22 protein-coding genes and 1 tRNA gene are annotated in these 21,652 nt (G+C 65.7%); 19 read left to right on the top strand and 4 right to left on the bottom strand.

Features of this window, described 5'->3' with window-relative positions:
* Positions 1-3: 3 nt before the first annotated feature.
* A tRNA-Leu gene (locus BMX16_RS08550) sits at positions 4-89 on the bottom strand.
* Between the two features lie 168 nt (positions 90-257).
* On the opposite strand from BMX16_RS08550, the gene BMX16_RS08545 reads away from it, so the two are divergent.
* The 11 genes from BMX16_RS08545 (at position 258) to BMX16_RS08495 (ending at position 13,939) form a co-directional block, all read left to right on the top strand.
* Entirely contained in the window at positions 258-1,241 is a 984-nt protein-coding gene (locus tag BMX16_RS08545; RefSeq protein ID WP_089902048.1) for a complex I NDUFA9 subunit family protein, read from the top strand.
* A gap of 3 nt (positions 1,242-1,244) precedes the next feature.
* Positions 1,245-2,051, top strand: coding sequence for an undecaprenyl-diphosphate phosphatase (locus tag BMX16_RS08540; protein WP_089901742.1), 807 nt, complete (start codon positions 1,245-1,247; stop codon positions 2,049-2,051).
* A 157-nt stretch (positions 2,052-2,208) separates the two neighbouring features.
* Positions 2,209-3,678 carry an NAD(P)-dependent oxidoreductase gene (locus tag BMX16_RS08535; protein ID WP_089901739.1) on the top strand — a complete coding sequence of 490 codons (1,470 nt, stop codon included), beginning with the start codon at positions 2,209-2,211 and terminating at the stop codon, positions 3,676-3,678.
* Entirely contained in the window at positions 3,675-4,391 is a 717-nt protein-coding gene (locus BMX16_RS08530; protein ID WP_245731437.1) for a hypothetical protein, read from the top strand. The genes BMX16_RS08535 and BMX16_RS08530 overlap by 4 nt, the downstream gene beginning before the upstream one ends.
* A complete protein-coding gene (gltB, locus tag BMX16_RS08525; RefSeq protein WP_089901736.1) occupies positions 4,378-8,910 on the top strand; it encodes a glutamate synthase large subunit in 4,533 nt (1,510 codons plus the stop codon). Before BMX16_RS08530 ends, gltB begins: the two co-directional genes overlap by 14 nt.
* 110 nt (positions 8,911-9,020) lie before the next feature.
* A complete protein-coding gene (gene mtgA / locus BMX16_RS08520) occupies positions 9,021-9,746 on the top strand; it encodes a monofunctional biosynthetic peptidoglycan transglycosylase (RefSeq protein WP_089902040.1) in 726 nt (241 codons plus the stop codon).
* Positions 9,747-9,798: 52 nt separating this feature from the next.
* Entirely contained in the window at positions 9,799-10,464 is a 666-nt protein-coding gene (gene fzlA / locus BMX16_RS08515) for an FtsZ-binding protein FzlA (RefSeq protein WP_089901734.1), read from the top strand.
* A 69-nt stretch (positions 10,465-10,533) separates the two neighbouring features.
* Positions 10,534-11,598 carry a tRNA epoxyqueuosine(34) reductase QueG gene (gene queG / locus BMX16_RS08510; RefSeq protein ID WP_089901731.1) on the top strand — a complete coding sequence of 355 codons (1,065 nt, stop codon included), beginning with the start codon at positions 10,534-10,536 and terminating at the stop codon, positions 11,596-11,598.
* Positions 11,595-11,954 (top strand): PQQ-dependent sugar dehydrogenase, encoded by a 360-nt coding sequence (locus BMX16_RS08505; protein WP_245731443.1) that lies wholly within the window; start codon positions 11,595-11,597, stop codon positions 11,952-11,954. The genes queG and BMX16_RS08505 overlap by 4 nt, the downstream gene beginning before the upstream one ends.
* A gap of 1 nt (position 11,955) precedes the next feature.
* Positions 11,956-12,972 carry a phosphatase domain-containing protein gene (locus BMX16_RS08500; RefSeq protein ID WP_089901724.1) on the top strand — a complete coding sequence of 339 codons (1,017 nt, stop codon included), beginning with the start codon at positions 11,956-11,958 and terminating at the stop codon, positions 12,970-12,972.
* Between the two features lie 43 nt (positions 12,973-13,015).
* Positions 13,016-13,939: a DMT family transporter gene (locus BMX16_RS08495; protein WP_089901720.1), complete on the top strand. Its 924-nt coding sequence runs from the start codon at positions 13,016-13,018 to the stop codon at positions 13,937-13,939.
* On the opposite strand, the gene BMX16_RS17615 is transcribed toward BMX16_RS08495, so the two are convergent.
* Both BMX16_RS17615 and BMX16_RS08490 read right to left on the bottom strand, forming a co-directional pair.
* Complete coding sequence (locus BMX16_RS17615; protein WP_177174614.1) at positions 13,936-14,106, bottom strand: hypothetical protein; 171 nt, start codon at positions 14,104-14,106, stop codon at positions 13,936-13,938. The genes BMX16_RS08495 and BMX16_RS17615 overlap by 4 nt on opposite strands.
* A gap of 52 nt (positions 14,107-14,158) precedes the next feature.
* Positions 14,159-14,386, bottom strand: a complete 228-nt coding sequence (locus BMX16_RS08490) for a hypothetical protein (protein WP_089901717.1) — start codon at positions 14,384-14,386, stop codon at positions 14,159-14,161.
* Positions 14,387-14,554: 168 nt separating this feature from the next.
* Here BMX16_RS08490 and BMX16_RS08485 point away from each other — a divergent pair, with 168 nt between their 5' ends.
* Complete coding sequence (locus BMX16_RS08485; RefSeq protein ID WP_143058006.1) at positions 14,555-14,839, top strand: hypothetical protein; 285 nt, start codon at positions 14,555-14,557, stop codon at positions 14,837-14,839.
* 60 nt (positions 14,840-14,899) lie between these two features.
* Here the strand turns inward: BMX16_RS08485 and BMX16_RS08480 are convergent, their stop codons facing one another.
* Positions 14,900-15,769, bottom strand: a complete 870-nt coding sequence (locus BMX16_RS08480) for a branched-chain amino acid aminotransferase (RefSeq protein ID WP_089901711.1) — start codon at positions 15,767-15,769, stop codon at positions 14,900-14,902.
* Positions 15,770-15,919: 150 nt separating this feature from the next.
* Between BMX16_RS08480 and BMX16_RS08475 the strand changes: the two genes are divergently transcribed.
* The 7 genes from BMX16_RS08475 to BMX16_RS08445 all read left to right on the top strand — a co-directional run.
* Positions 15,920-16,432: a MarR family winged helix-turn-helix transcriptional regulator gene (locus BMX16_RS08475; RefSeq protein ID WP_089901708.1), complete on the top strand. Its 513-nt coding sequence runs from the start codon at positions 15,920-15,922 to the stop codon at positions 16,430-16,432.
* Positions 16,422-17,126, top strand: a complete 705-nt coding sequence (locus BMX16_RS08470; protein ID WP_089901705.1) for a response regulator — start codon at positions 16,422-16,424, stop codon at positions 17,124-17,126. Before BMX16_RS08475 ends, BMX16_RS08470 begins: the two co-directional genes overlap by 11 nt.
* A 120-nt stretch (positions 17,127-17,246) precedes the next feature.
* Positions 17,247-18,188 (top strand): histone deacetylase family protein, encoded by a 942-nt coding sequence (locus BMX16_RS08465; protein ID WP_089902036.1) that lies wholly within the window; start codon positions 17,247-17,249, stop codon positions 18,186-18,188.
* On the top strand, positions 18,169-18,408 hold the full coding sequence (locus BMX16_RS08460; RefSeq protein ID WP_089901702.1) for an exodeoxyribonuclease VII small subunit: 240 nt from the start codon (positions 18,169-18,171) through the stop codon (positions 18,406-18,408). Before BMX16_RS08465 ends, BMX16_RS08460 begins: the two co-directional genes overlap by 20 nt.
* Entirely contained in the window at positions 18,408-19,271 is an 864-nt protein-coding gene (locus BMX16_RS08455) for a polyprenyl synthetase family protein (protein WP_089901700.1), read from the top strand. Before BMX16_RS08460 ends, BMX16_RS08455 begins: the two co-directional genes overlap by 1 nt.
* A gap of 9 nt (positions 19,272-19,280) precedes the next feature.
* Complete coding sequence (gene dxs / locus BMX16_RS08450) at positions 19,281-21,194, top strand: 1-deoxy-D-xylulose-5-phosphate synthase (RefSeq protein ID WP_089901697.1); 1,914 nt, start codon at positions 19,281-19,283, stop codon at positions 21,192-21,194.
* Positions 21,195-21,386: 192 nt separating this feature from the next.
* Positions 21,387-21,652 (top strand): transposase (locus BMX16_RS08445; RefSeq protein ID WP_177174613.1); only part of this gene is annotated, 266 nt, incomplete at its 3' end.

The raw sequence follows: 21,652 nt of genomic DNA, 5'->3' as shown, positions 1-21,652 counted from the left end.
CTGTGGTGCCCAGGAGAGGACTCGAACCTCCACGTCCTTGCGAACACTAGCACCTGAAGCTAGCGCGTCTACCATTCCGCCACCTGGGCCGGTGTCGTGGGGCGTGATCTACGAGTCGGGCCAACGGGTGTCAACGCGAATTTCGACGCCACCTCGAATTTCCTGCGCGGCCCTGCGGCAGCCGCCGTGATCCAATTCAGCTTGTCTGGCATGGGGGTGCGGTCTAAACCGCCATGAACAGCGTGAAAGGCCATGCCATGTCCCAGCTTGTCACCATCTACGGCGGTTCCGGTTTCGTCGGGCGCTATATCGCGCGGCGTCTGGCCAAGGACGGCTGGCGCATCCGCGTCGCCTGCCGCACCCCGAACGAGGCGATGTTCGTGCGCACCTACGGCGCCGTGGGTCAGGTCGAGCCGGTGTTCTGCAATGTCCGCGACGACGACAGCGTGCGTGCCGTGATGCGCGGGGCCGATGCGGTGGTCTATTGCGTCGGCGTGCTGGCCGAGGCGGGCCGCAACACCTTCAAGGCCGTGCAGGCGGAGGCACCGGGACGGATCGCCCGTATCGCGCGCAGCGAAGGTGTCACGCGGATGGTGCAGATTTCCGCCATCGGTGCCAATGCGGACAGCGCCAGCGCCTATGCCCGGACCAAGGCGCAGGGCGAACGCGCCGTGCTGGAACACATGCCGGACGCCGTGATCCTGCGCCCGTCCATCGTGTTCGGGCCGGAAGATCAGTTCTTCAACCGGTTCGCCGGTCTGTCGCGCGTCGGGCCCGTGCTGCCCGTGGTGGGGGCCGACACGCGGTTTCAACCCGTGTATGTCGATGACGTGGCCGCCGCCGCCGCCGCCGCACTGCATGATCCCGCCACACGCGGCGTCTATGAATTGGGCGGGCCCGACGTGGCGACCTTCCGCGAGCTGATGCAGACCATGCTGACGGTCATCCACCGCAACAAGCTGATCGCGAACATCCCGTTCTGGATGGCGCGCCTGATGGCGGGGGCGTTCGGCATCCTGTCCAAGGTGACGTTCGGTCTGGTGAAGCCGCCGTTGACCACGGATCAGGTGCGCAACCTCGCCGTGGATAACGTGGTGGCGGATGGGGCGCGTGGGTTCGCCGATCTTGGCATCGTGCCCACCGCGATGGCCGCCGTCCTGCCGGAGTATCTCTGGCGGTTCCGGCCGTCGGGGCAATACACGGCCATCAAGGACAGCGCCAAGAACCTGCGGGAGTCTTGAAGCATGGACGCCCAGACGACGCTCATCGCTGCCTTTCTCGGTATCCTCGAAGGGCTGACCGAGTTCATCCCCGTCTCGTCCACCGGGCACCTGCTGTTGGCGGGACATTTCCTTGGTTTCGACAGCGCCGGCCGCACGTTCGAGGTGGTGATCCAGCTGGGCGCCGTCCTGGCGCTGCTGGTCGTCTACTTCGGCAAGCTGTGGCAGGTGTTCCGCGATGCGCCGCACGACCCTGCGGCGCGGCGGTTCATCCTGTCGGTGCTTGTGGCCTTTCTGCCCGCCGTGGTGATTGGCGTGCTGGCGCATGATTTCATCAAGACCGTGCTTTTCGAGACGCCGCGCCTGATTGCGGTCATGCTGGTGCTGGGCGGGGTCGTCCTGCTGTTCGTGGACCGCATGGCCCCCGAACCGCGTCACCCGGATGCGACGCAATTCCCGATCCGCATGTCGCTGGCGCTGGGTTTCATCCAGTGTCTGGCGATGATCCCCGGCGTGTCACGGTCGGGGGCCACCATCGTCGGTGCGTTGATGCTGGGCGCCAGCAAGCGGGCTGCGGCGGAATTCAGCTTTTTCCTGTCGCTGCCGACAATGGCGGGGGCGTTCGCCTATGACATCTATCAGAACCGCGACGTGCTGGATGCGGGTGCGGTCAGCGAGATCGCCGTGGGCCTGATCTGTGCCTTCATCACTGCGGTGCTGGTGGTGCGCTGGCTCCTCGATTTCGTCAGCCGGCGTGGCTACGCCCTGTTCGGCTGGTGGCGAATCATCGTGGGATCGGTCGCTTTTATCGCGCTTTCCATGGGGTTGTGACTGGATAGGTAACTTTTACTGACCTTGTTTTGGCGAAAATCGACCGACCATGCACGTTTGTCGCGGATTTTCTGCCTTATAGGTCAGTCTTGCTGACTTTTCATTCCCGGTGACGCGCCGTAAAACGGCGCGGCAACCGCAATGAGGAAGTTGGCGCATGGCCGGTCAGAAGATGCTGAAGTTCACGACCGTGAACCGGGACATGCCCGAAAAGCGGCCGCCCGATCTGCGGAACGAGGATTTCCATGAAATCTATGCCGAGTTCGCCCGCGAGAAGGCCGCAGAACAGGCCAGCCGGTGCAGCCAGTGCGGCGTGCCCTATTGCCAGAGCCATTGCCCCCTGCAGAACAACATTCCCGACTGGCTGCGCCTGACCGCCGAAGGCCGCCTGCGCGAAGCCTATGACATTTCTCAGGCGACCAATACCTTCCCCGAGATCTGTGGCCGTATCTGCCCGCAGGACCGGTTGTGCGAAGGCAACTGCGTCATCGAGCAGTCGGGACACGGCACCGTCACCATCGGCGCGGTCGAGAAATACATCACAGACACCGCGTTCGCGGAAGGTTGGGTGCAGCCGATCCGCCCCTATGCGGAGCGGTCCGAAAGCGTCGGTATCATCGGGGCCGGTCCCGGCGGGCTGGCGGCGGCGGACATGCTGCGCCGCGCCGGTGTGCAGGTCACGGTCTATGACCGCTATGACCGCGGCGGCGGCCTGATGACCTACGGCATCCCCGGCTTCAAGCTGGAGAAGGATGTCGTGATGCAGCGCATGGCGCAGCTGGAGGATGGCGGCGTCCAGTTCGTGCTGAACTGCAACGTCGGGACGGACCTGACGTTCGACGCGATCCGGGGCAAGCACGACGCGGTGCTGATCGCCACGGGCGTCTACAAGACCCGCGATCTGGACAACCCCGGTCACGACGCCGACGGCATCGTGCGGGCCATCGACTATCTGACCGCGAGCAACCGCGTGGGGTTCGGCGACGACGTCCCGGAGTTCACCAGCGGAGAGCTGAATGCGATGGGCAAGCGGGTCGTCGTCATCGGTGGCGGCGACACCGCGATGGACTGCGTGCGCACGGCGATCCGTCAGGGGGCCACATCGGTCAAGTGCCTGTATCGCCGCGACAAGGCGAACATGCCCGGCAGCCAGCGCGAAGTGCAGAACGCCGAGGAAGAGGGCATCGAGTTCGTCTGGCTGTCCGCGCCGCGCATGTTCGTCGACGACCCGGCCAACCGCGACGAGGTGCGCGCGCTGACGGGGCCGATGCGCGGCGTGGTCGTGGACCGGATGCGTCTGGGCCAGCCCGATGTCACCGGCCGCCGCAGCCCCGAGATGATCGAGGGCGCCCATTACGTCGAAGAGGCCGATCTGGTGGTCAAGGCGCTGGGCTTCGAGCCCGAAGACCTGCCGACCCTGTGGGGTGTCGACGGGCTGGAGGTCACGCGCTGGGGCACGATCAAGGCCGATTTCACCACGGGTCGCACGTCGCTGGACGGCGTGTTCGCCGCGGGCGACATCGTGCGTGGTGCCAGCCTTGTGGTCTGGGCGATCAAGGACGGGCGCGATTGCGCCACCGCGATCCTGAACTACCTGTCCCAGTCCGACGCTGTGGCGGCGGAATGATGCGCGGGGCGCTGGCCCTGCTGATGCTGTCGGCCAGCCCCGTGCTGGCGGCGGACACCTTTGCCCTGCCGCAGGGCTGCGAGGCGTTCGTGACGATCCAGAGCCGCAGTTGTGCGGTCGAGCATCATTTCGTATGCGCCGCCGACCCCGAGGGGATCAAGCGGCGTGCCAGCCTGTCCGAGGACGGGATGACCTACCTCGGCAGCACCGACCGCGAGGGGCAGTGGGTCACCAGCTTCTATCCCGAACTGGGGGATGAAGAGACGTTGGAGGCGGCCCCGGCCGACCCCGCGTCCCTGACCGAGTTGCTGGCCAACGGCGTGGATACCTACGACTTCCAGACCCTGTCGGACACGGTGGGCACCACCCGCTATGTCGGGCAGGATCGCCTGACCGGGACGACCGAGACGATCGACGGCATCACGCTGCAGCAGACCGAATACAACATCCGGGCCTATGGCCCCGATGGGACGGAAATCTGGTCGTCCGCGGGGCGCGAATACGTGTCCGACCGCTGGCGGCTTTTCATCGGCGGGACGGGACGCGTGACCGTGCCGACTGAGACCTTCGACAAGGACGACCGACCGGTCGAGTTCATCTTTCCGGGAGAGCCGGGATTCCTGTCCGCCAATCCGAAACACGACTGCGGCGCGATGCTGTCATCCGCACCCAGCGACCTGATGCCCAAGGAGATTGCACATGACCACCTATGATTCCGCCTGGGTCGCCGCCGAGGAAGCCAAGCGCAAGTGGATGGCCGAGAACAGCCTGTACCGCGACGAGGATGAGCACGCCTCCTGCGGCGTCGGCCTTGTCGTGTCGATCAAGGGCGAGGCGTCGCGCGACGTCGTCGAAAAGGGCATCAATGCGCTGAAGGCGATCTGGCATCGCGGTGCCGTCGATGCCGACGGCAAGACCGGTGACGGCGCCGGCATTCACGTGCAGATCCCCAAGGCGTTCTTTCAGGATCAGGTGCGCCGCACGGGCCACGAGCCGCGCGAGAGGGACCGCATCGCCGTGGGCCAGATCTTTCTGCCGCGTACGGATTTCGCGGCGCAGGAACGCTGCCGGACCATCGTGGAATCCGAAGTTCTGCGCATGGGTCACTGGATCTATGGCTGGCGCCACGTCCCCGTGAACACCGAAGTACTGGGCGAAAAGGCGAACGCGACGCGGCCGGAGATCGAGCAGATCCTGATCCGTTGCGAAACCGCCATCGACGAGGAGCAGTTCGAACGCGAACTCTACATCATCCGTCGCCGCATCGAAAAGGCCGTGACGGCCGCTGGCGTCGCGGGTTTCTACATCTGCTCCTTGTCCACGCGGTCGATCATCTACAAGGGCATGATGCTGGCCGAACAGGTCGCCGTGTTCTATCCCGACCTGATGGACGCCCGGTTTGAGAGCGCCTTTGCGATCTATCACCAGCGTTATTCCACCAACACGTTCCCCCAGTGGTCGTTGGCCCAGCCGTTCCGCATGCTGGCCCACAACGGCGAGATCAACACCCTCAAGGGTAACGTGAACTGGATGCGCAGCCACGAGATCCGCATGGCGTCCAGCGCCTTTGGTGACGCGGCGGGCGACATCAAGCCGATCATCCCGTCTGGCGCGTCCGATTCCGCGGCGCTCGATTCCGTGTTCGAGGTACTGGTGCGGGCCGGCCGCACCGCGCCCATGGCCAAGACCATGATGGTGCCGGAAGCGTGGTCCAAGCAGCAGACGGAAATGCCGCAAAGCTGGCAGGACATGTACGGCTACTGCAATGCCGTGATGGAACCGTGGGACGGCCCCGCCGCCCTTGCCATGACCGATGGCCGCTGGGTCTGCGGCGGTCTGGACCGCAACGGTCTGCGTCCGCTGCGCTATGTCGTGACCGGCGACGGCCTGCTGGTCGCGGGGTCCGAGGCGGGGATGGTCCCCGTGGACGAAGCGACAGTGGTGGAGAAGGGCGCGCTTGGCCCCGGCCAGATGATCGCCGTCGATATGGCGGAAGGGCGTCTCTATCATGACACCGAACTGAAGGACAAACTGGCTCTCGCCCAGCCGTTCGGCGATTGGGTCGAAAAGGTCGTGGAACTGTCCGACCTGTTGCGCGAAGTGCCCGAAAAGGCGCTGTTCGCCGGGCAGGACCTGCGTCGCCGTCAGCGCGCCGCAGGCTATACCATCGAAGAGCTGGAGCAGGTGCTGGCTCCGATGGCCGAGGACGGCAAGGAGATGATCGCGTCCATGGGCGACGACACGCCCAGCGCCGTGCTGTCCACGACGTTCCGGCCCCTGTCGCACTTCTTCCGGCAGAACTTCTCTCAGGTCACGAACCCGCCGATCGACTCGCTTCGCGAAAGCCGGGTGATGAGCCTCAAGACGCGGTTCGGCAACCTCAAGAACGTGCTGGACGAGGACAGCAGCCAGACCGAGATCCTCGTGCTGGAAAGCCCCTTTGTCGCGAACGCCGAGTTCGACGAGATGGTGCGCTACTTCGGAGAGAGCGTCGCGATCATCGACTGCACCTTCGCCCCCGGCGAGTCCGCGCTGGCGCAGGCGCTGGAACGCATCCGGTCCGAGGCCGAGGATGCGGTGCGGTCCGGTGCGGGCCATCTGGTGCTGACCGATCAGCACCAGTCGGAGACGCGCGTCGCGATGCCGATGATCCTTGCGACCAGCGCGGTTCATTCCGGCCTGACGCGCAACGGGCTGCGGACCTTCTGTTCGGTGAACGTGAGGTCGGCGGAATGCATCGATCCGCACTACTTCGCCGTGCTGATCGGCTGCGGTGCGACCACGGTGAACGCCTATCTGGCGCAGGACAGCATCGCCGACCGGCTGGATCGCGGCCTGATCGACGGCAGCCTGACGGATGCGATGCGCCGCTACCGCGCGGCCATCGACGCGGGCCTGCTGAAGATCATGTCGAAGATGGGGATTTCTGTGTTGTCGTCCTATCGCGGCGGTCTGAACTTCGAGGCGGTGGGCCTGTCCCGTGCCATGGTCGCCGAATACTTCCCCGGTATGCAGTCGCGCATCTCCGGCATCGGCATCAGCGGCATCCAGTCCAAGCTGGAGGAAGTGCACGCCCACGGCTGGCGGCAGACCGAACAGGTCCTGCCCATCGGCGGCTTCTACAAGGCGCGGCGGTCCGGTGAAAAGCATGCGTGGGAAGCGCAGACGATGCACATGCTTCAGGCAGCCTGCGCCAAGTCGTCCTATGCGATGTGGCAGCAGTTCTCTCGCACCATGCAGGCGAATCCGCCGATCCACCTGCGCGACCTGCTGGCGATCAAACCGATGGGCAAGGCCATTCCCATCGAAGAGGTCGAGAGCATCACGTCGATCCGCAAGCGGTTCGTCACACCCGGCATGTCGCTGGGCGCGTTGAGCCCCGAGGCGCACAAGACGCTGAACGTCGCGATGAACCGCATCGGCGCGAAATCCGACTCCGGCGAGGGTGGCGAAGATCCCGCACACTTCCTGCCGGAGGCGAACGGCGACAATCCGTCCGCCAAGATCAAGCAGGTGGCGTCGGGCCGGTTCGGCGTGACGGCTGAATACCTGAACGCCTGCGAAGAGCTGGAAATCAAGGTGGCCCAGGGCGCCAAGCCCGGCGAGGGCGGCCAGTTGCCCGGCATGAAGGTGACCGAGCTGATCGCGCGGCTGCGCCATTCGACCAAGGGCGTCACGCTGATCTCGCCGCCGCCGCACCACGACATCTATTCCATCGAAGACCTTGCGCAGCTGATCTACGACCTCAAGCAGATCAACCCGCGCGCCAAGGTGACGGTCAAGCTGGTGGCGTCCAGCGGGGTCGGCACGATTGCGGCGGGCGTGGCCAAGGCCAAGGCCGACGTGATCCTGATCTCTGGCCACAACGGCGGCACGGGGGCATCGCCCGGCACGTCGATCAAATATGCGGGCCTGCCGTGGGAAATGGGCCTTACCGAGGCGCATCAGGTTCTGGCGATGAACAACCTGCGCGAGCGGATCACGCTGCGCACGGATGGCGGCCTGCGGACGGGCCGCGACATCGTCATGGCCGCGATGATGGGGGCCGAGGAATACGGGATCGGCACCGCCGCCCTGATCGCCATGGGCTGCATCATGGTGCGTCAGTGCCAGTCGAACACTTGCCCGGTGGGCGTGTGCACGCAGGACCCCGCGCTGCGGGAAAAGTTCGTGGGCAACGCGGACAAGGTGGTGAATCTCATCACCTTCTACGCGACCGAAGTGCGCGAAATCCTCGCCTCCATCGGGGCGCGGTCCATTCAAGAGGTGATCGGGCGGGCGGACCTGCTGACGCAGGTGTCGCGTGGATCGGCGCATCTGGACGACCTCGACCTGAACCCGCTGCTGATCACCGTCGATGGCGCCAGCAAGATCAAGTACGACCGCGCGCAGCCGCGCAACGTCGTCCTCGACACGCTGGACGCTGAGATCGTGAAGGACGCCGAGCGCTTTCTGAACGACGGTGAGAAGATGCAACTGGAATACGCGGTGCAGAACACCCTGCGCACCGTAGGTACCCGCACGTCGAGCCATATCGTGAAACGCTTCGGCATGAACAACGATCTGCAGGACGACCACCTGACGGTGAAGCTGCGCGGATCGGCGGGGCAGAGCCTTGGTGCCTTCGCGGTCCACGGGCTGAAGCTGGAGGTGTCTGGCGACGCCAACGACTATGTCGGCAAGGGTCTATCGGGCGGCACCATCGTGGTGCGTCCGCAGATGCAGAGCCCGCTGGTGGCGTCCGAGAACACGATCATCGGCAACACGGTCCTTTACGGCGCGACCAAGGGGTTCGTGTTCGCGGCGGGTCGTGCGGGCGAGCGGTTCGCCGTCCGCAACTCCGGCGCGCATGTGGTGATCGAAGGCTGCGGGACGAACGGTTGCGAATACATGACCGGCGGCGTGGCGGTGATCCTCGGCAGCATCGGCGCGAACTTCGGCGCGGGCATGACGGGGGGGATGGCGTATCTCTATGACCCGGACGGCACGACACAGGCGCTGGTCAATCCTGAAACCGTCGTGACCTGCGGCGTGGCCGTCGATCACTGGGAAAACCAGTTGAAGACGCTGATCGAGCGTCATGCGACGGAAACCGACAGCCGCAAGGCGCGCGACATCCTCCAGCACTGGGACCGCGAGCGGGGCAACTTCCTGCAGGTCTGCCCGCGAGAGATGTTGGCGCACCTGCCCGCGCCGCTGGGCATCGAGGATCTGGCGATCCCAGCGCAATAGGCGCGGGACCCGATTGTCACACAACACCCCGTCGCTGTGCATCAGCGGCGGGGTGTTTTCCTGTGGTGGCCCGCTTGACCGGCACGGGTCCGGCATGACTTATGGGCCGCATGGCGAAAGCGCGCACCACATCAAAGCCAAAGGCGGCACCGCGCGCGGCCCGACCCGTCGGGCGACGACTGTTGCGCATCGCGGCACGCATCGTGGTCGGTATCGTCGCGGCCCTGCTGCTGCTGACGGTGATCTACCGCGTCATCAACCCGCCCACGACGCCCTACATGTTCGCCGAAGGGCGCCGTCAGGGCGGTGTCGCGCAGGAGTGGGTCGACATGGACGACATCGCGCCGGTGATGGCGCGGTCGGCGGTGGCAGCCGAGGATGCCAATTTCTGCCTGCACTGGGGCCTCGATGTCGTGGCGATCCGCACGGCATTGGCCGAGGGCGGCGATCGTGGCGGCTCTACCATCTCGCAACAGGTGGTGAAGAACGTGTTCCTGTGGCAGGGCCGGACGTGGACCCGCAAGGTGGTCGAGGCGGTCTGGACGCCCCTGACGGAGGCGGTCTGGGGCAAGCGGCGGATGCTGGAACTGTATCTGAACGTGGCAGAGTTCGGGCGCGGCATCTTTGGCGTGCAGGCGGCGGCGCGGCATTACTTCGGCGTGGATGCCGCCGAATTGACACCGGTGCAGGCCGCTCGTCTGGCGATGGTCCTGCCCGATCCCAAGGACCGCGATGCGGCGAACCCGACGGATTGGCAACGCAACCGCACGGCCAGTATCCGCGACGGCGCCGCGACGATTGCCGTGGATGGCCGCGCCGCCTGCTTCGAGAGTTGAACACCGCGCCAAGGTGCGGCATGGAGAAGGGGTCCTGACCCCTTGGTGATCCATGAACCGCCTCTATCATTTTCCGCTGTCGCCGTTTTCGCGCAAGGTCCGCCTGAGCCTTGCGGAGAAGCGTATCGAGGTGGAGCTGATCGAGGAGCGCTACTGGGAGCAGGACAACGACTTCCTGCGCCGCAATCCTGCAGGCCAGATCCCCGTGCTGCGGCTGGGCAACAAGCTGATGAGCGAAAGCGCAGCAATCTGCGAGTATCTGGAGGAGGTGCAGCCCAGCCCGCCCCTGATGCCGCGCGATGCGGATGGCCGGTTCGAGGTGCGCCGTCTTGTCGGCTGGTTCGACGACAAGTTCCACGTCGAATGCACGCAGAAACTGCTGGGCGAACGGGTGTTCCGCAAGGTGATGGGCACGGGGTATCCCGACAGCACCAACGTCAAGGCGGGCAGCAAGGCGATGCGGTTCCATCTGGACTACATGGCGCACCTGCTGGAAAAACGCCGCTGGCTAGCCGGGAACGAGCTGAGCCTTGCCGATTTCGCGGCGGCGGCGCAGTTATCATGCCTTGACTACATTTCCGACGTGGACTGGAACCGGTCGGAGGTGGTGAAGGACTGGTATGCCAAGATCAAGTCGCGCCCGGCGTTCCGGTCTCTGCTGGCCGACCAGGTGTCGGGGTTCAGACCGCCGTCGCACTATGCCAACCTCGATTTCTGATCCGGGCCAGGGTGCAGGACGCCTTGGGGCGCTGCCCCAAACCCCGGGATATTTGAGACCAGAAGAAACATGGACCTGACCGCCGACCTGCGCGCCTTCGCGACTCAAGCGGGATTCGCGAAGGTGGGCATTTGCAGGCCCGATGCGGCGCCGGACACGGCAGGGCGGCTGGCGGATTTCGTGGCCGCGGGGCGGCACGGGCAGATGGGCTGGATGGCCGAGCGGATGGCGTGGCGCGGCGATCCCACGGCACTGTGGCCCGAAGCGCGGTCGGTCATCATGCTGGCCGAGAGTTATGCCCCCGACGTGGACCCGCTGGCGGTGCTGGAGGAGCGCGACAGGGCGGCGATTTCCGTCTATGCGCAGGGGCGCGATTATCACGATGTGGTCAAGGCGCGGCTGAAGGTCGTGGGGCGCTGGCTGATCGACCGGGTGCCGGGGACGGAAATCAAGGTCTTCGTCGACACGGCTCCGGTGATGGAAAAGCCGCTGGCGCAGGCGGCTGGGCTGGGCTGGCAGGGCAAGCATACCAACCTGCTGGGGCGGGATCTGGGGAACTGGGTGTTCCTTGGTGCGATCTTTACCACCGCCCTGCTGGACGTGGATCAGCCAGAGGTGTCGCATTGCGGGTCCTGCACCGCGTGCCTCGACATCTGTCCGACGCAAGCGTTTCCTGCGCCGTACCAACTGGATGCGCGGCGCTGCATTTCCTATCTGACGATCGAGCATCGGGGGCCGGTGGATATCGCGCTGCGCCCGGCGCTGGGCAACCGGGTCTATGGCTGTGACGATTGTCTGGCGGTGTGCCCGTGGAACAAATTCGCTGTCGCCGGCCGCGACGCGCGGCTGGCGGCGCGCGACGATCTGCGGGCACCCGCGCTGGACAGCCTTCTGGGACTGGATGACGCTGCCTTCCGGGCGCGATTTTCGGGTAGCCCAATCAAGCGCATCGGACGCGACCAGTTTGTCCGGAACGTGTGCTATGCGGCCGGCAACAGCGGGAACCGGCGACTGGTCGCGGTGTTGGCACCCCTGACGACCGACGCGGACCCCGCCGTGGCCGATGCCGCGCGCTGGGCCATCCAACGCCTGACCCCGGTCAACCCAGTGGAGGACAATCCTTGGACCGCATGACCGCTATCCTGACGCTGATCCCCGGCCTTCCCCTTGCGCAGGTCGAACGCGACGGCAGCCCTGGCGGCACTGGCGACGCGACCGCAGGAGGCATGGAACAGCCACTTTCTCGTCAAGACTGCGCGATCGCGCCCGGCGGCCATGCGTTTCAATACGGCGACCACGCGGACAGGCGGGGCAACTTTCTGGTTCCGGGCGTGAACTCCGACAGCTTGACGCGGCCTGTTCTGGACGGCGGCCGCGTAACGGGTGAGGGGCACCTGCTGCAGTGTGCCGGTTTGCTGGACGACTGCGACCTGCTGATCCTGATCGACACCGATCCGGGCCAGATCCTGCCCGTCGCGCCGAGGATCTGATATGGGCTTTCGTCGCAGGATGCTGCGCGCCGCCGCCGTTGTCGAGGTCGCGGTCGAACGTGTCTTTCATCGCGGTGACCTGAGCCGTCTGCTGATCGAGCCTTACCATGGGTATGCGACCCCGGATCACCTTGTGGTGCGTGGCCGCGTGTTGGCGGCGCGTGATGTGGACCTGATCGACGGTGCCAGTCGACTTGCGAATGCACGCCAGATGATGCGGATGTTCGCGACCCACGAGGTCGCGAACGTCACAGTGGCAAGCGGCAACTGCACCGCAATCAGCGATGCCGAAGGCTATTTCACCCTGCTCTTGCCGCGACCGGATGCGGACGTGGCCGGGTGGGTCGACGTTCCCGTGACGATCCGGCCGGAACAGCCCGTGTCGGGGATCGTGTGTCCCGTGCTCGTTACACGACCCGATGCACGATACGTCGTGATTTCCGACATCGACGACACGATGATGCACACGGGCGCATGGTCGATGGCCCGCAACCTGTGGACGTCGCTGACGGGCAGTGTCGTCAGCCGCGTGGTGTTTCCCGACGCGGTGAGGCTGATCGTCGAACTGGGCGATGCGGGGCGCAATCCGGTGTTCTTCGTGTCATCCTCGCCATGGAACTTTCATGCCTTTCTGGACGAGGTCTTTGGGCGCGCCGGTCTGCCGCGCGCGCCGAAATTCCTGCGCGACTACGGTTTCGGTGCGGATCAGTTCCTGACCGGAAACCATGGCGACCACAAGGGATCAGCCATCGACCGCATCCTTGCGGCGCATCCCGGTCTGCCCGCCGTGCTGATCGGCGATACGGGCCAGCAGGATGCGACGATCTACGCGGATGCGGCGGTGCGCCATCCGGGGCGGATCGGGCGCGTGATCCTGCGCACGCCCGGTCCGGGGCCCGATGCCATGGACTTATCCGAGGTGGAGCGTCTGCGCGGGCTGACGGTCCCGGTGACGCTTGGGCCGGATTTCACCGATGCGCTGGCGGCCGTCCGGATCGCAGTTTCGGACGGGGTTTAACCCCCGCGTCGACCGGCCTAGGGTCCGCGCGAAAGGGGCCGTCATGCAGCCGTTGCGCGGAATTTCCTACAAGGTCGTCTCGGTCATGATCTTTGTCGCCATGTCGGCGCTGATCAAGGCCACGTCGGAGACGGTCCCCCCGGGGCAGGCCGTGTTCTATCGCAGTTTTTGTGCGCTGCCGATCATCCTTGGCTGGCTGGCGATGCGGCAGGAATTGCGGCATGGCTGGAAGACCTCCAACCCGCTGGGTCATGTCTGGCGCGGGCTGATGGGCACCACGTCGATGGGGCTGGGGTTCGCGGGCCTGGGCCTGCTGCCCCTGCCAGAGGTGACGGCGATCGGATATGCCGCACCGCTGCTGGTGGTGATCTTTGCGTCGATGTTCCTGAACGAGCAGGTCGGCGTCTTTCGTCTGAGCGCGGTTGCACTGGGTCTGGTCGGTGTGCTGATCGTGCTGTCACCGCGCCTGTCGGTGGGCGAGGCAGTCGATCCGTCGGAAACGCTGGGTGCCGTGCTGGTGCTGATGAGTGCTGTGTGTGCGGCGCTGGCGCAGGTGTTCGTGCGCAAGCTGGTGTTCACCGAAGACACCGCCGCTATCGTGTTCTGGTTTTCCGTCACTGCGACGCTGCTGTCGCTGCTGACCCTGCCCTGGGGCTGGGTTTGGCCAGATCCGACCGCGTGGATCATGCTCGTGATGGCGGGGCTGCTGGGGGGCGTCGGGCAGATCTTCCTCACTTCCAGCTATCGTCATGCGGATGCGTCGCTGGTGGCGCCGTTCGACTACACCTCGATGCTGCTGGCGCTGGCGGTGGGTTATGTCTTTTTCGACGAGGTGCCGACGCGGACGATGCTGATGGGGGCCGCCCTCGTGATCGCTGCGGGTGTCATGATCATCCTGCGCGAACGGCATCTGGGGTTGAAGCGGGCCCGGCAACGAAAAGTGACAGGGACCGTCGGCCACAACTAGCGCGTGGCCGCCTTGCACGCGTTCATGACCTCCTGACGGACCTGGCCCCAGGTGATCAGGCTGAACACCACCGTCCCGCCGAACACATTGCCCAGAAACGCGGGGACGAAGAAGGTCAGGATGCCGTCCAGAAGCCTTAACTCTCCGGTCAGGTTTGGGTAGAACATCACGACAGTGTGGCGACGATGTGGATGAACCCATCGGCTGCGATCAGTCAGGTCATGGCGACGATGACAGGAAGACCCCCCGCGTGCCGGAGGGATGCATCCACACCAGCGCCGCAATCAGCAGACCCGCAGGCACCGCCTTGGCAAAGCGGCCGACAAAGCCCGATCCGGTCGCCTCGCGGCTGATCGCGGCGACGGAGTCCAGCATGTCGGGACTGAACGCGGGCGGGTGCGCGATGAACAGCGCCGCCAACAGGCAGCCGATAGCACCGTGCCCCATAGCCGCGCCATGGTGCCCACGACCCGCAGGCTGGGCCGTGCAAGCGGCGGCAGCACGGTGGTCAACGTGGTGTCCATGAACAACTGCATCCGGCCAAGGATCACGATCACAAGGCCGAAGGTGTAGCCGAAGGTTTCGACGAGCGGCAGCCGGTCGGTGTCGGGCCAGGTGGCTGCTGCATACGGCCTCGCCCAGTACGGAAACGCCGATGCTCAGACCGGCGGCGATGGCAGATTGGAACAGGGCGATGTTGGACCGATCCAGCTCTTCATCGCCTTTGCGATGGATCACCTGATAGACCAGTCGTGGCGACATATGGGATGCGTCGCGCACCGCATCCTCGTCAGCGGCGGCGTTGCCGTCCGCGTCTGCGGCGGCAGGGGACTGGGCGGCGCGGCCTGTCTGCGCAGGATCGGTCATGGCGCACCTTTGCTGGATGCACCGGACCTGTAGTTGCGATGTGCCACGTCAGGTTGCCCCGGCGCGCCCAAACATCGGCGCGCCGGGATCGCGTCAGGCGCGGACCAGTTTTTCGTAATCCGACGCGATGTCGAGCGTCAGCTGGCCAACCTCGAAGTTGTAGTCGCCGATCTGGCCCACGGGCGTGACTTCGGCCGCGGTGCCGGTCAGCCAGCATTGCTGAAAGCCCTCCAGCTCCTCTGGCATGATGTGGCGTTCGTGCACAGTGATCCCCTTGTCGCGCAGCATGCCGACGACGGTCTGCCGGGTGATCCCGTTCAGGAAGCAGTCGGGTTTCGGCGTGTGCACTTCGCCGTCCTTGACGAAGAAGATGTTCGCGCCCGTCGCCTCGGCCACGTAGCCGCGATAGTCGAACATCATGGCGTCGGAACAGCCCTTGGCCTCGGCCGCGTGCTTGGACATGGTGCAGATCATGTAGAGACCCGCCGCCTTGGCTTGATGCGGGATCGTCTCGGGGCTGGGCCGCTTCCATTTCGCGATGTCGAGCTTGGCACCCTTGGTCTTGGCATCGCCGTAGTAGTTGCCCCATTTCCACACGGCGATCGCGGTGCGGACCGGATTGCGGGCCGACGCCACGCCCATGTCCGGCCCGGCCCCGCGCCACGCGAAGGCGCGCACATAGGCGTCGGTCAGCCCGTTCGCTTCCAGCGTCTGCGCCTTGGCCGCGATCAGGTCGTCAACGGAATAGGGGATCTCGAAGTCGAGGCAGTTGGCCGAAAAATGCAGCCGTTCCGCATGTTCGCGGTCCTTGAAGATGCGGCCGTTGTAGCACCGCTCCCCCTCGAACACGCTGGAGGCGTAGTGCAGCGCGTGGGTCAGGACGTGGACGTTGGCGCCCCGCCAGTCCACCAGTTCGCCGTCCATCCAGATCTTGCCGTCACGGTCGTCATATCCGCCTTCCATGGCCTCACCCCCTTGTGATTTGCATTTGTATCGTCGTTAAGTCCGTTTCGGACACAATGTTGCGTAATTTGCCCGGCTTCGCTATCAGTTGACCCTAGTCATGTCAACAAGGCTGACGTATCCTGCGGCGGTGACGGAAAAGGGCGGGCGATGAACCAGACACCACAGGGCGCCTCGGGTCAGGCCCTGCTGTTCCTGACGGACGAGCAGTTGCGCAAGGGCATCGAGGCGATGTTCTTTGCCTATCAGGGATTCACCGCCGATCCCGACCGGATCCTTGAGGGGATGGCCTATGGTCGCGCCCATCACCGGGCGATCCATTTCATCCACCGCAGCCCGGGGACGACGGTGAACAACCTGCTGGCGATCCTTGGCGTGACCAAGCAATCGCTGAACCGGGTGTTGCGTACGCTGATCGCCGATGGTCTGGTCAGCAGCACGGTCGGCACGCGGGACAAGCGGGAACGGCACCTGCACCTGACCCCGCAGGGGGCCACGCTGGAACGCAGTCTGTCGGATGCGCAACGCGACCGGATGCGGACGGCCTACCGCGCGGCGGGGCCGGTGGCCGTGGCCGGGTTCCGACAAGTGCTGGAGGCGATGATGGACGAGGATATGCGACGGCATTACCTGACACTGGTGGACAAACCCGATGGCCGCTGATGACGCACACCTGCTGGTCGTCGACGACGACGAGCGTATCCGCCTGCTGCTGCGCAAGTTCCTGACGCGGGTGGGGTTCCTTGTCACGCTGGCGCGCGATGCGGCCCATGCGCGGCGCATCCTGGCGGGCCTCGACTTCGACTTGATCGTGCTCGACGTGATGATGCCGGGCGAAGACGGGCTGAGCCTGTGCCGCGACCTGCGCCACCGGATCGGCACGCCCGTCCTGCTGCTGACCGCGCGTGGGGAAACCGAACACCGCATCGCGGGGCTGGAGGCGGGGGCCGACGATTATCTGCCCAAACCGTTCGAGCCCAAGGAATTGCTGCTGCGCATCAATGCGATCCTGCGCCGCGCACCGCTGGCCGAGGCGCAGCCGATCGCCCGGACGGTGCTGCAACTTGGCCCCGTGCGCTATGACATGGCCAAGGGTGAGATGCGGCAGGACGAAGGGCTGGTGCGGCTGACCGCGACCGAGAGCCAGTTGATGCGCATCTTCTCCGCCCGCCCGCACGAGCCGGTGACGCGCAGCGAACTGGTCGAGGAGCTGAACCGCGCGGGCGGTCAGACGCAGGAACGCGCCGTCGACGTGCAGATCACCCGCCTGCGGCGCAAGATCGAGGCGGACCCCAAGCAGCCCCGCTATCTGCAGACGGTACGGGGATCGGGGTATATGCTGGCGCCGGATCAGTAAGCAACCGTTCCAACGGGGGATCGTAGAAGCCTCTGGCGGGAGTATTTGTGGCAAGATGATGCGCAACGTCGCGTGCCGATAGGGCTTGCCCTCTGTCGTGGGTTTCGTTTGTCTGTGGGGATGACAACAGCCCTCATCACACACGCCGCCTGCCTGCAGCACGTCACACCGCCGGGGCATCCCGAACAGGTCGCCCGCATTGACGCGGTCCGGCTGGCGCTGGCCGACATGGACCTGCTGCGCGTGCAGGCGCCGCTGGCCGCCGACGACGACGTGCTGCGGGTGCATCCGCAGGCGCATCTGGATGCGCTGCGGGATGCGGCGCCCGATGTGGGTATCGTGTCGCTGGATGCCGACACCCACATGTCCGCCGGCACGCTGGAGGCGGTCTGGCGCGGGGCCGGCGGTGCGGTGCGGGCCGTCGATCTGGTCATGGCGGGTGCGGCGGGCAATGCCTTCGTCGCCATGCGTCCGCCGGGGCACCATGCAGAGCGCGAGGTGGCGATGGGGTTCTGCTTTCTCGGCAACGTCGCCATCGCGGCGAAACATGCGCTGGGCCATCACGGGCTGTCCCGCGTCGCAATCGTGGATTTCGACGTGCACCACGGCAACGGCACGCAGGATCTGATCGAGGACGATCCCCGCATCCTGTTCTGTTCGACGCACCAAAGCCCCCTCTATCCCGGCACCGGGGCGGCGGATGAAACCGGTGTGGCCGACAACGTGGTGAACGTGCCGCTGCGCGAGGGGACCGACGGCAAGGGGTTTCAGGCTGCGATGGAGCGGCTGCTCCTGCCGCGTGTGGATGCGTTCCGGCCGGAGCTCATCGTGATCTCTGCAGGATTCGACGCGCACCGCGACGACCCATTGGCGGGGCTGGCGCTGGAGGTGGCGGATTTCGCGTGGATCACCGCACGTCTGTGCGATCTGGCGGATGCCCATTGCGGTGGACGGGTGGTGTCGTGCCTCGAGGGGGGGTATGACCTGACGGCGCTGGGGGCATCCGCCGCCGCGCATGTGAACGTGTTGAGGGAGCGCAGCCATGGCCGAGACGCCGGTTGAGAGCATGACATTCGAGGACGCGATCCGCGAGCTGGAGCAGGTCGTGGGCAAGCTGGAGCGTGGCGATGTCGCGCTGGAGGACAGCATCGCGCTGTACGAACGCGGGGCCGCGCTGAAGAAGCGGTGCGAGGCCAAGTTGCGCGACGCCGAGGAGAAGGTTGCCAAGATCACGGTCGGCCCCGACGGCATGGCCACTGGCACGGCACCGCTGGATCCGTGATGTTCGCCAACCAGCTGGCGCTGGACGCCACCACGGCGCAACGCCTGATCGGACTGGCGCTGACCCCCGTGCCCGACGTAGCCTTGCACGCGGCGATGCTGCACGCGGTACAGGGCGGCAAGGGGTTGCGCGCGTTTCTGGTGTTGGAAGGGGCGCGGCTGCATGACGTGGCCGACCGCGCCGGTCATGCGGCGGCGGCGATCGAGGCGATCCACGCCTACTCCCTCGTGCACGACGACCTGCCCGCGATGGACGACGACGACCTGCGGCGCGGGCAACCGACAGTGCACCGCCAATGGGACGAGGCGACGGCTATCCTTGCGGGGGACGCGCTGCAGAGCCTTGCCTTCGAACTGGTCTGCGCGCCCGCATCCGGCGTCGTGGATGCGGCGCGGGTGGATCTGGCGCTGACGTTGGCGCAGGCGGCAGGGGCAAGCGGCATGGTGTTGGGGCAGGCGCTGGACATCGCGGCGGAAACTGGGCCTGCGCTGACGCTGGACCAGATCACCCGGTTGCAGGCGGGCAAGACGGGCGCGCTGATCACATGGGCCGCCTGTGCCGGGCCGCGCATCGCGCAGGCCGACGTGGCGCCGCTGCGGGCCTATGGCGATGCGCTGGGCCTTGCGTTCCAGATTGCCGACGACATTCTGGATGAGACGGGTGACGCAGACGCTGTGGGCAAGGCGGTAGGCAAGGACCGGTCTGCGGGCAAGGCGACCTTCGTGTCGCTGCTGGGTCTCGACGGGGCGAAACGCCGCGCAGCCGATCTTGTGGAACTGGCGTGCGATGCCCTAGTTCCCTATGGCGACCGTGCCGCCACGTTGAAGGATGCCGCGCGTTTCGTGATCGCGCGCGACAAGTAAGGACAGCCCATGACCGACCACCCCCGCACACCGATCCTGGACCGCGTGCATGTGCCCGCCGACATGAAGGGGTTGTCGGACGCGCAACTGCGCCGTCTGGCCGATGAGGTGCGGGCCGAAACCATCGCCACCGTGTCCAAGACCGGCGGCCATCTGGGCGCGGGTCTGGGCGTGGTCGAGATCACGGTGGCGCTGCATGCGGTGTTCGACGCGCCGCGCGACAAGATCATCTGGGACGTCAGCCACCAATGCTACCCGCACAAGATCCTGACGGGCCGCCGCGACCGGATGCGGACCCTGCGGATGAAGGATGGCCTGTCCGGTTTCACCAAGCGCAGCGAAAGCGTCTACGACCCCTTCGGCGCGGCGCATTCCAGCACGTCGATTTCGGCGGCGCTGGGATTCGTCGCGGCCCGCGATCTGGGCGGCGACGCGGGCGACGCCATCGCGGTGATCGGCGACGGGGCGCTGTCGGCTGGCATGGCGTACGAGGCGATGAACAACGCGGGCCATCTGGGCAAGCGGCTGATCGTCATTCTGAACGACAACGAGATGTCCATCGCGCCGCCGACGGGGGCGATGTCGTCCTATCTCTCGCGCCTGTATGCAGAGGCGCCGTTTCAGGAGTTGAAGGCGGTTGCCAAGGGCGCGGTGTCGTTCCTGCCGCCGCCGTTCCGCGAAGGGGCGAAGCGCGCCAAGGACCTGCTGAAGCACATGACCGTGGGCGGCACGTTGTTCGAGGAGCTGGGGTTTTCCTATGTCGGCCCCATCGACGGGCACGACATGGACCAGTTGCTGGCGGTGCTGCGCACGGTCAAGGAACGCGCCACCGGCCCGATCCTGATCCACGCGATCACCAAGAAGGGCAAGGGGTTCGCCCCCGCCGAAGCGTCGGCCGACCGGGGCCATGCGCGCGGCAAGTTCGACATGGTGACGGGCGAGCAGCAGAAGGCGCAAAGCAATGCGCCATCCTATACGACGGTCTTTGCCGATACGTTGATCAATCTGGCCACCAAGGACGACAAGATCGTGGCGGTAACGGCGGCGATGCCCGATGGCACCGGCCTCGATCGATTCATGGCGCGGTTCGCCAGCCGCACGTTCGATGTCGGCATCGCGGAACAGCACGCTGTGACGTTCTGCGCCGGGCTGGCGGCGGGCGGGATGAAGCCGTTCTGCGCGCTCTATTCTACGTTCCTGCAGCGCGGCTACGATCAGGTCGTGCACGACGTGGCGATCCAGCGTCTGCCGGTGCGGTTCGCCATCGACCGGGCGGGGCTGGTCGGTGCGGACGGGGCGACCCATGCGGGTTCGTTCGACGTGGCATTCCTTGCCAACCTGCCCGGCATGGTCGTCATGGCGGCGGCGGACGAAGGCGAGCTCGTGCGCATGGTCGCCACCGCAGCGGCGCATGACAGCGGCCCCATCGCCTTCCGCTTTCCGCGCGGCGAGGGGGTGGGGGTCGAGATGCCCGTGGACCCGCAACCGTTGGAGATCGGCAAGGGCCGCATGATCCGCGAGGGCAAGGGCGTGGCGATCCTGTCCTTCGGCACCCGCCTGTCAGAGGTGTTGGTGGCCGCCGAGGCGCTGGGCGCGCGCGGCATCACGCCCACCATCGCCGATGCGCGGTTCGCCAAACCGCTGGACCGCGACATGATCCTGAAACTCGCGGCGGACCACGACGCGCTGATCACGATCGAGGAAGGCGCCGTGGGCGGCTTCGGCAGCCACGTCGCCCAGTTGCTGGCAGACGAAGGCGCATTCGACCATGGCTTGCGGTTCCGGTCGATGGTGCTGCCGGACACTTTCATCGACCAGTCCAGCCCCGCCGACATGTATGCCATGGCTGGCCTGAACGCCGCCGACATCGAGGCGATGGTGCTGAAGGTGATGGGCGTGGAAACCTTGAAGGTCAGGGCGTAAAAAGCGAAACCCCGCGAGGACCTTACGGCTGTCGCGGGGCTCTGATAGCTTGAGGGCTTACGTTTGCCCCCGATATGTAGACAGATATGGTTTGCTTGGTCTCTCAAGTCAATAATCTTGCCTGTATCGTGGCTCTGTTGCACAAATCCGAGAGGGATTCATGTTGTGAATCCAGTGTGGTAGCTGGCCCGCATGAGCAAACCGACATCACTTACCTACAAGACGACGAACTGGGCTGATTACAACGCGGCGCTGAAGCGCCGCGGATCACTGACGATCTGGTTCGATCCCGAGATGAACTGGGATGCCGAACCTTCCGGCAAGAGGGGCAGGTCGCGGACCTTCAGTGACGCCGCCATCCAGACGTGTCTGACCATGAAAGTGCTTTTCGGGATGGCGCTTCGGCAGACGACGGGCTTCGTCGAGAGCCTGCTGCGGCTCACGGGGCTGGACTGGGT

It is taken from the genome of Loktanella fryxellensis, from assembly GCF_900110065.1.
Taxonomy (GTDB): domain Bacteria; phylum Pseudomonadota; class Alphaproteobacteria; order Rhodobacterales; family Rhodobacteraceae; genus Loktanella; species Loktanella fryxellensis.
Note: the sequence above shows the minus strand (reverse complement) of the source record. Positions and strands in the feature narration are given on the sequence as shown.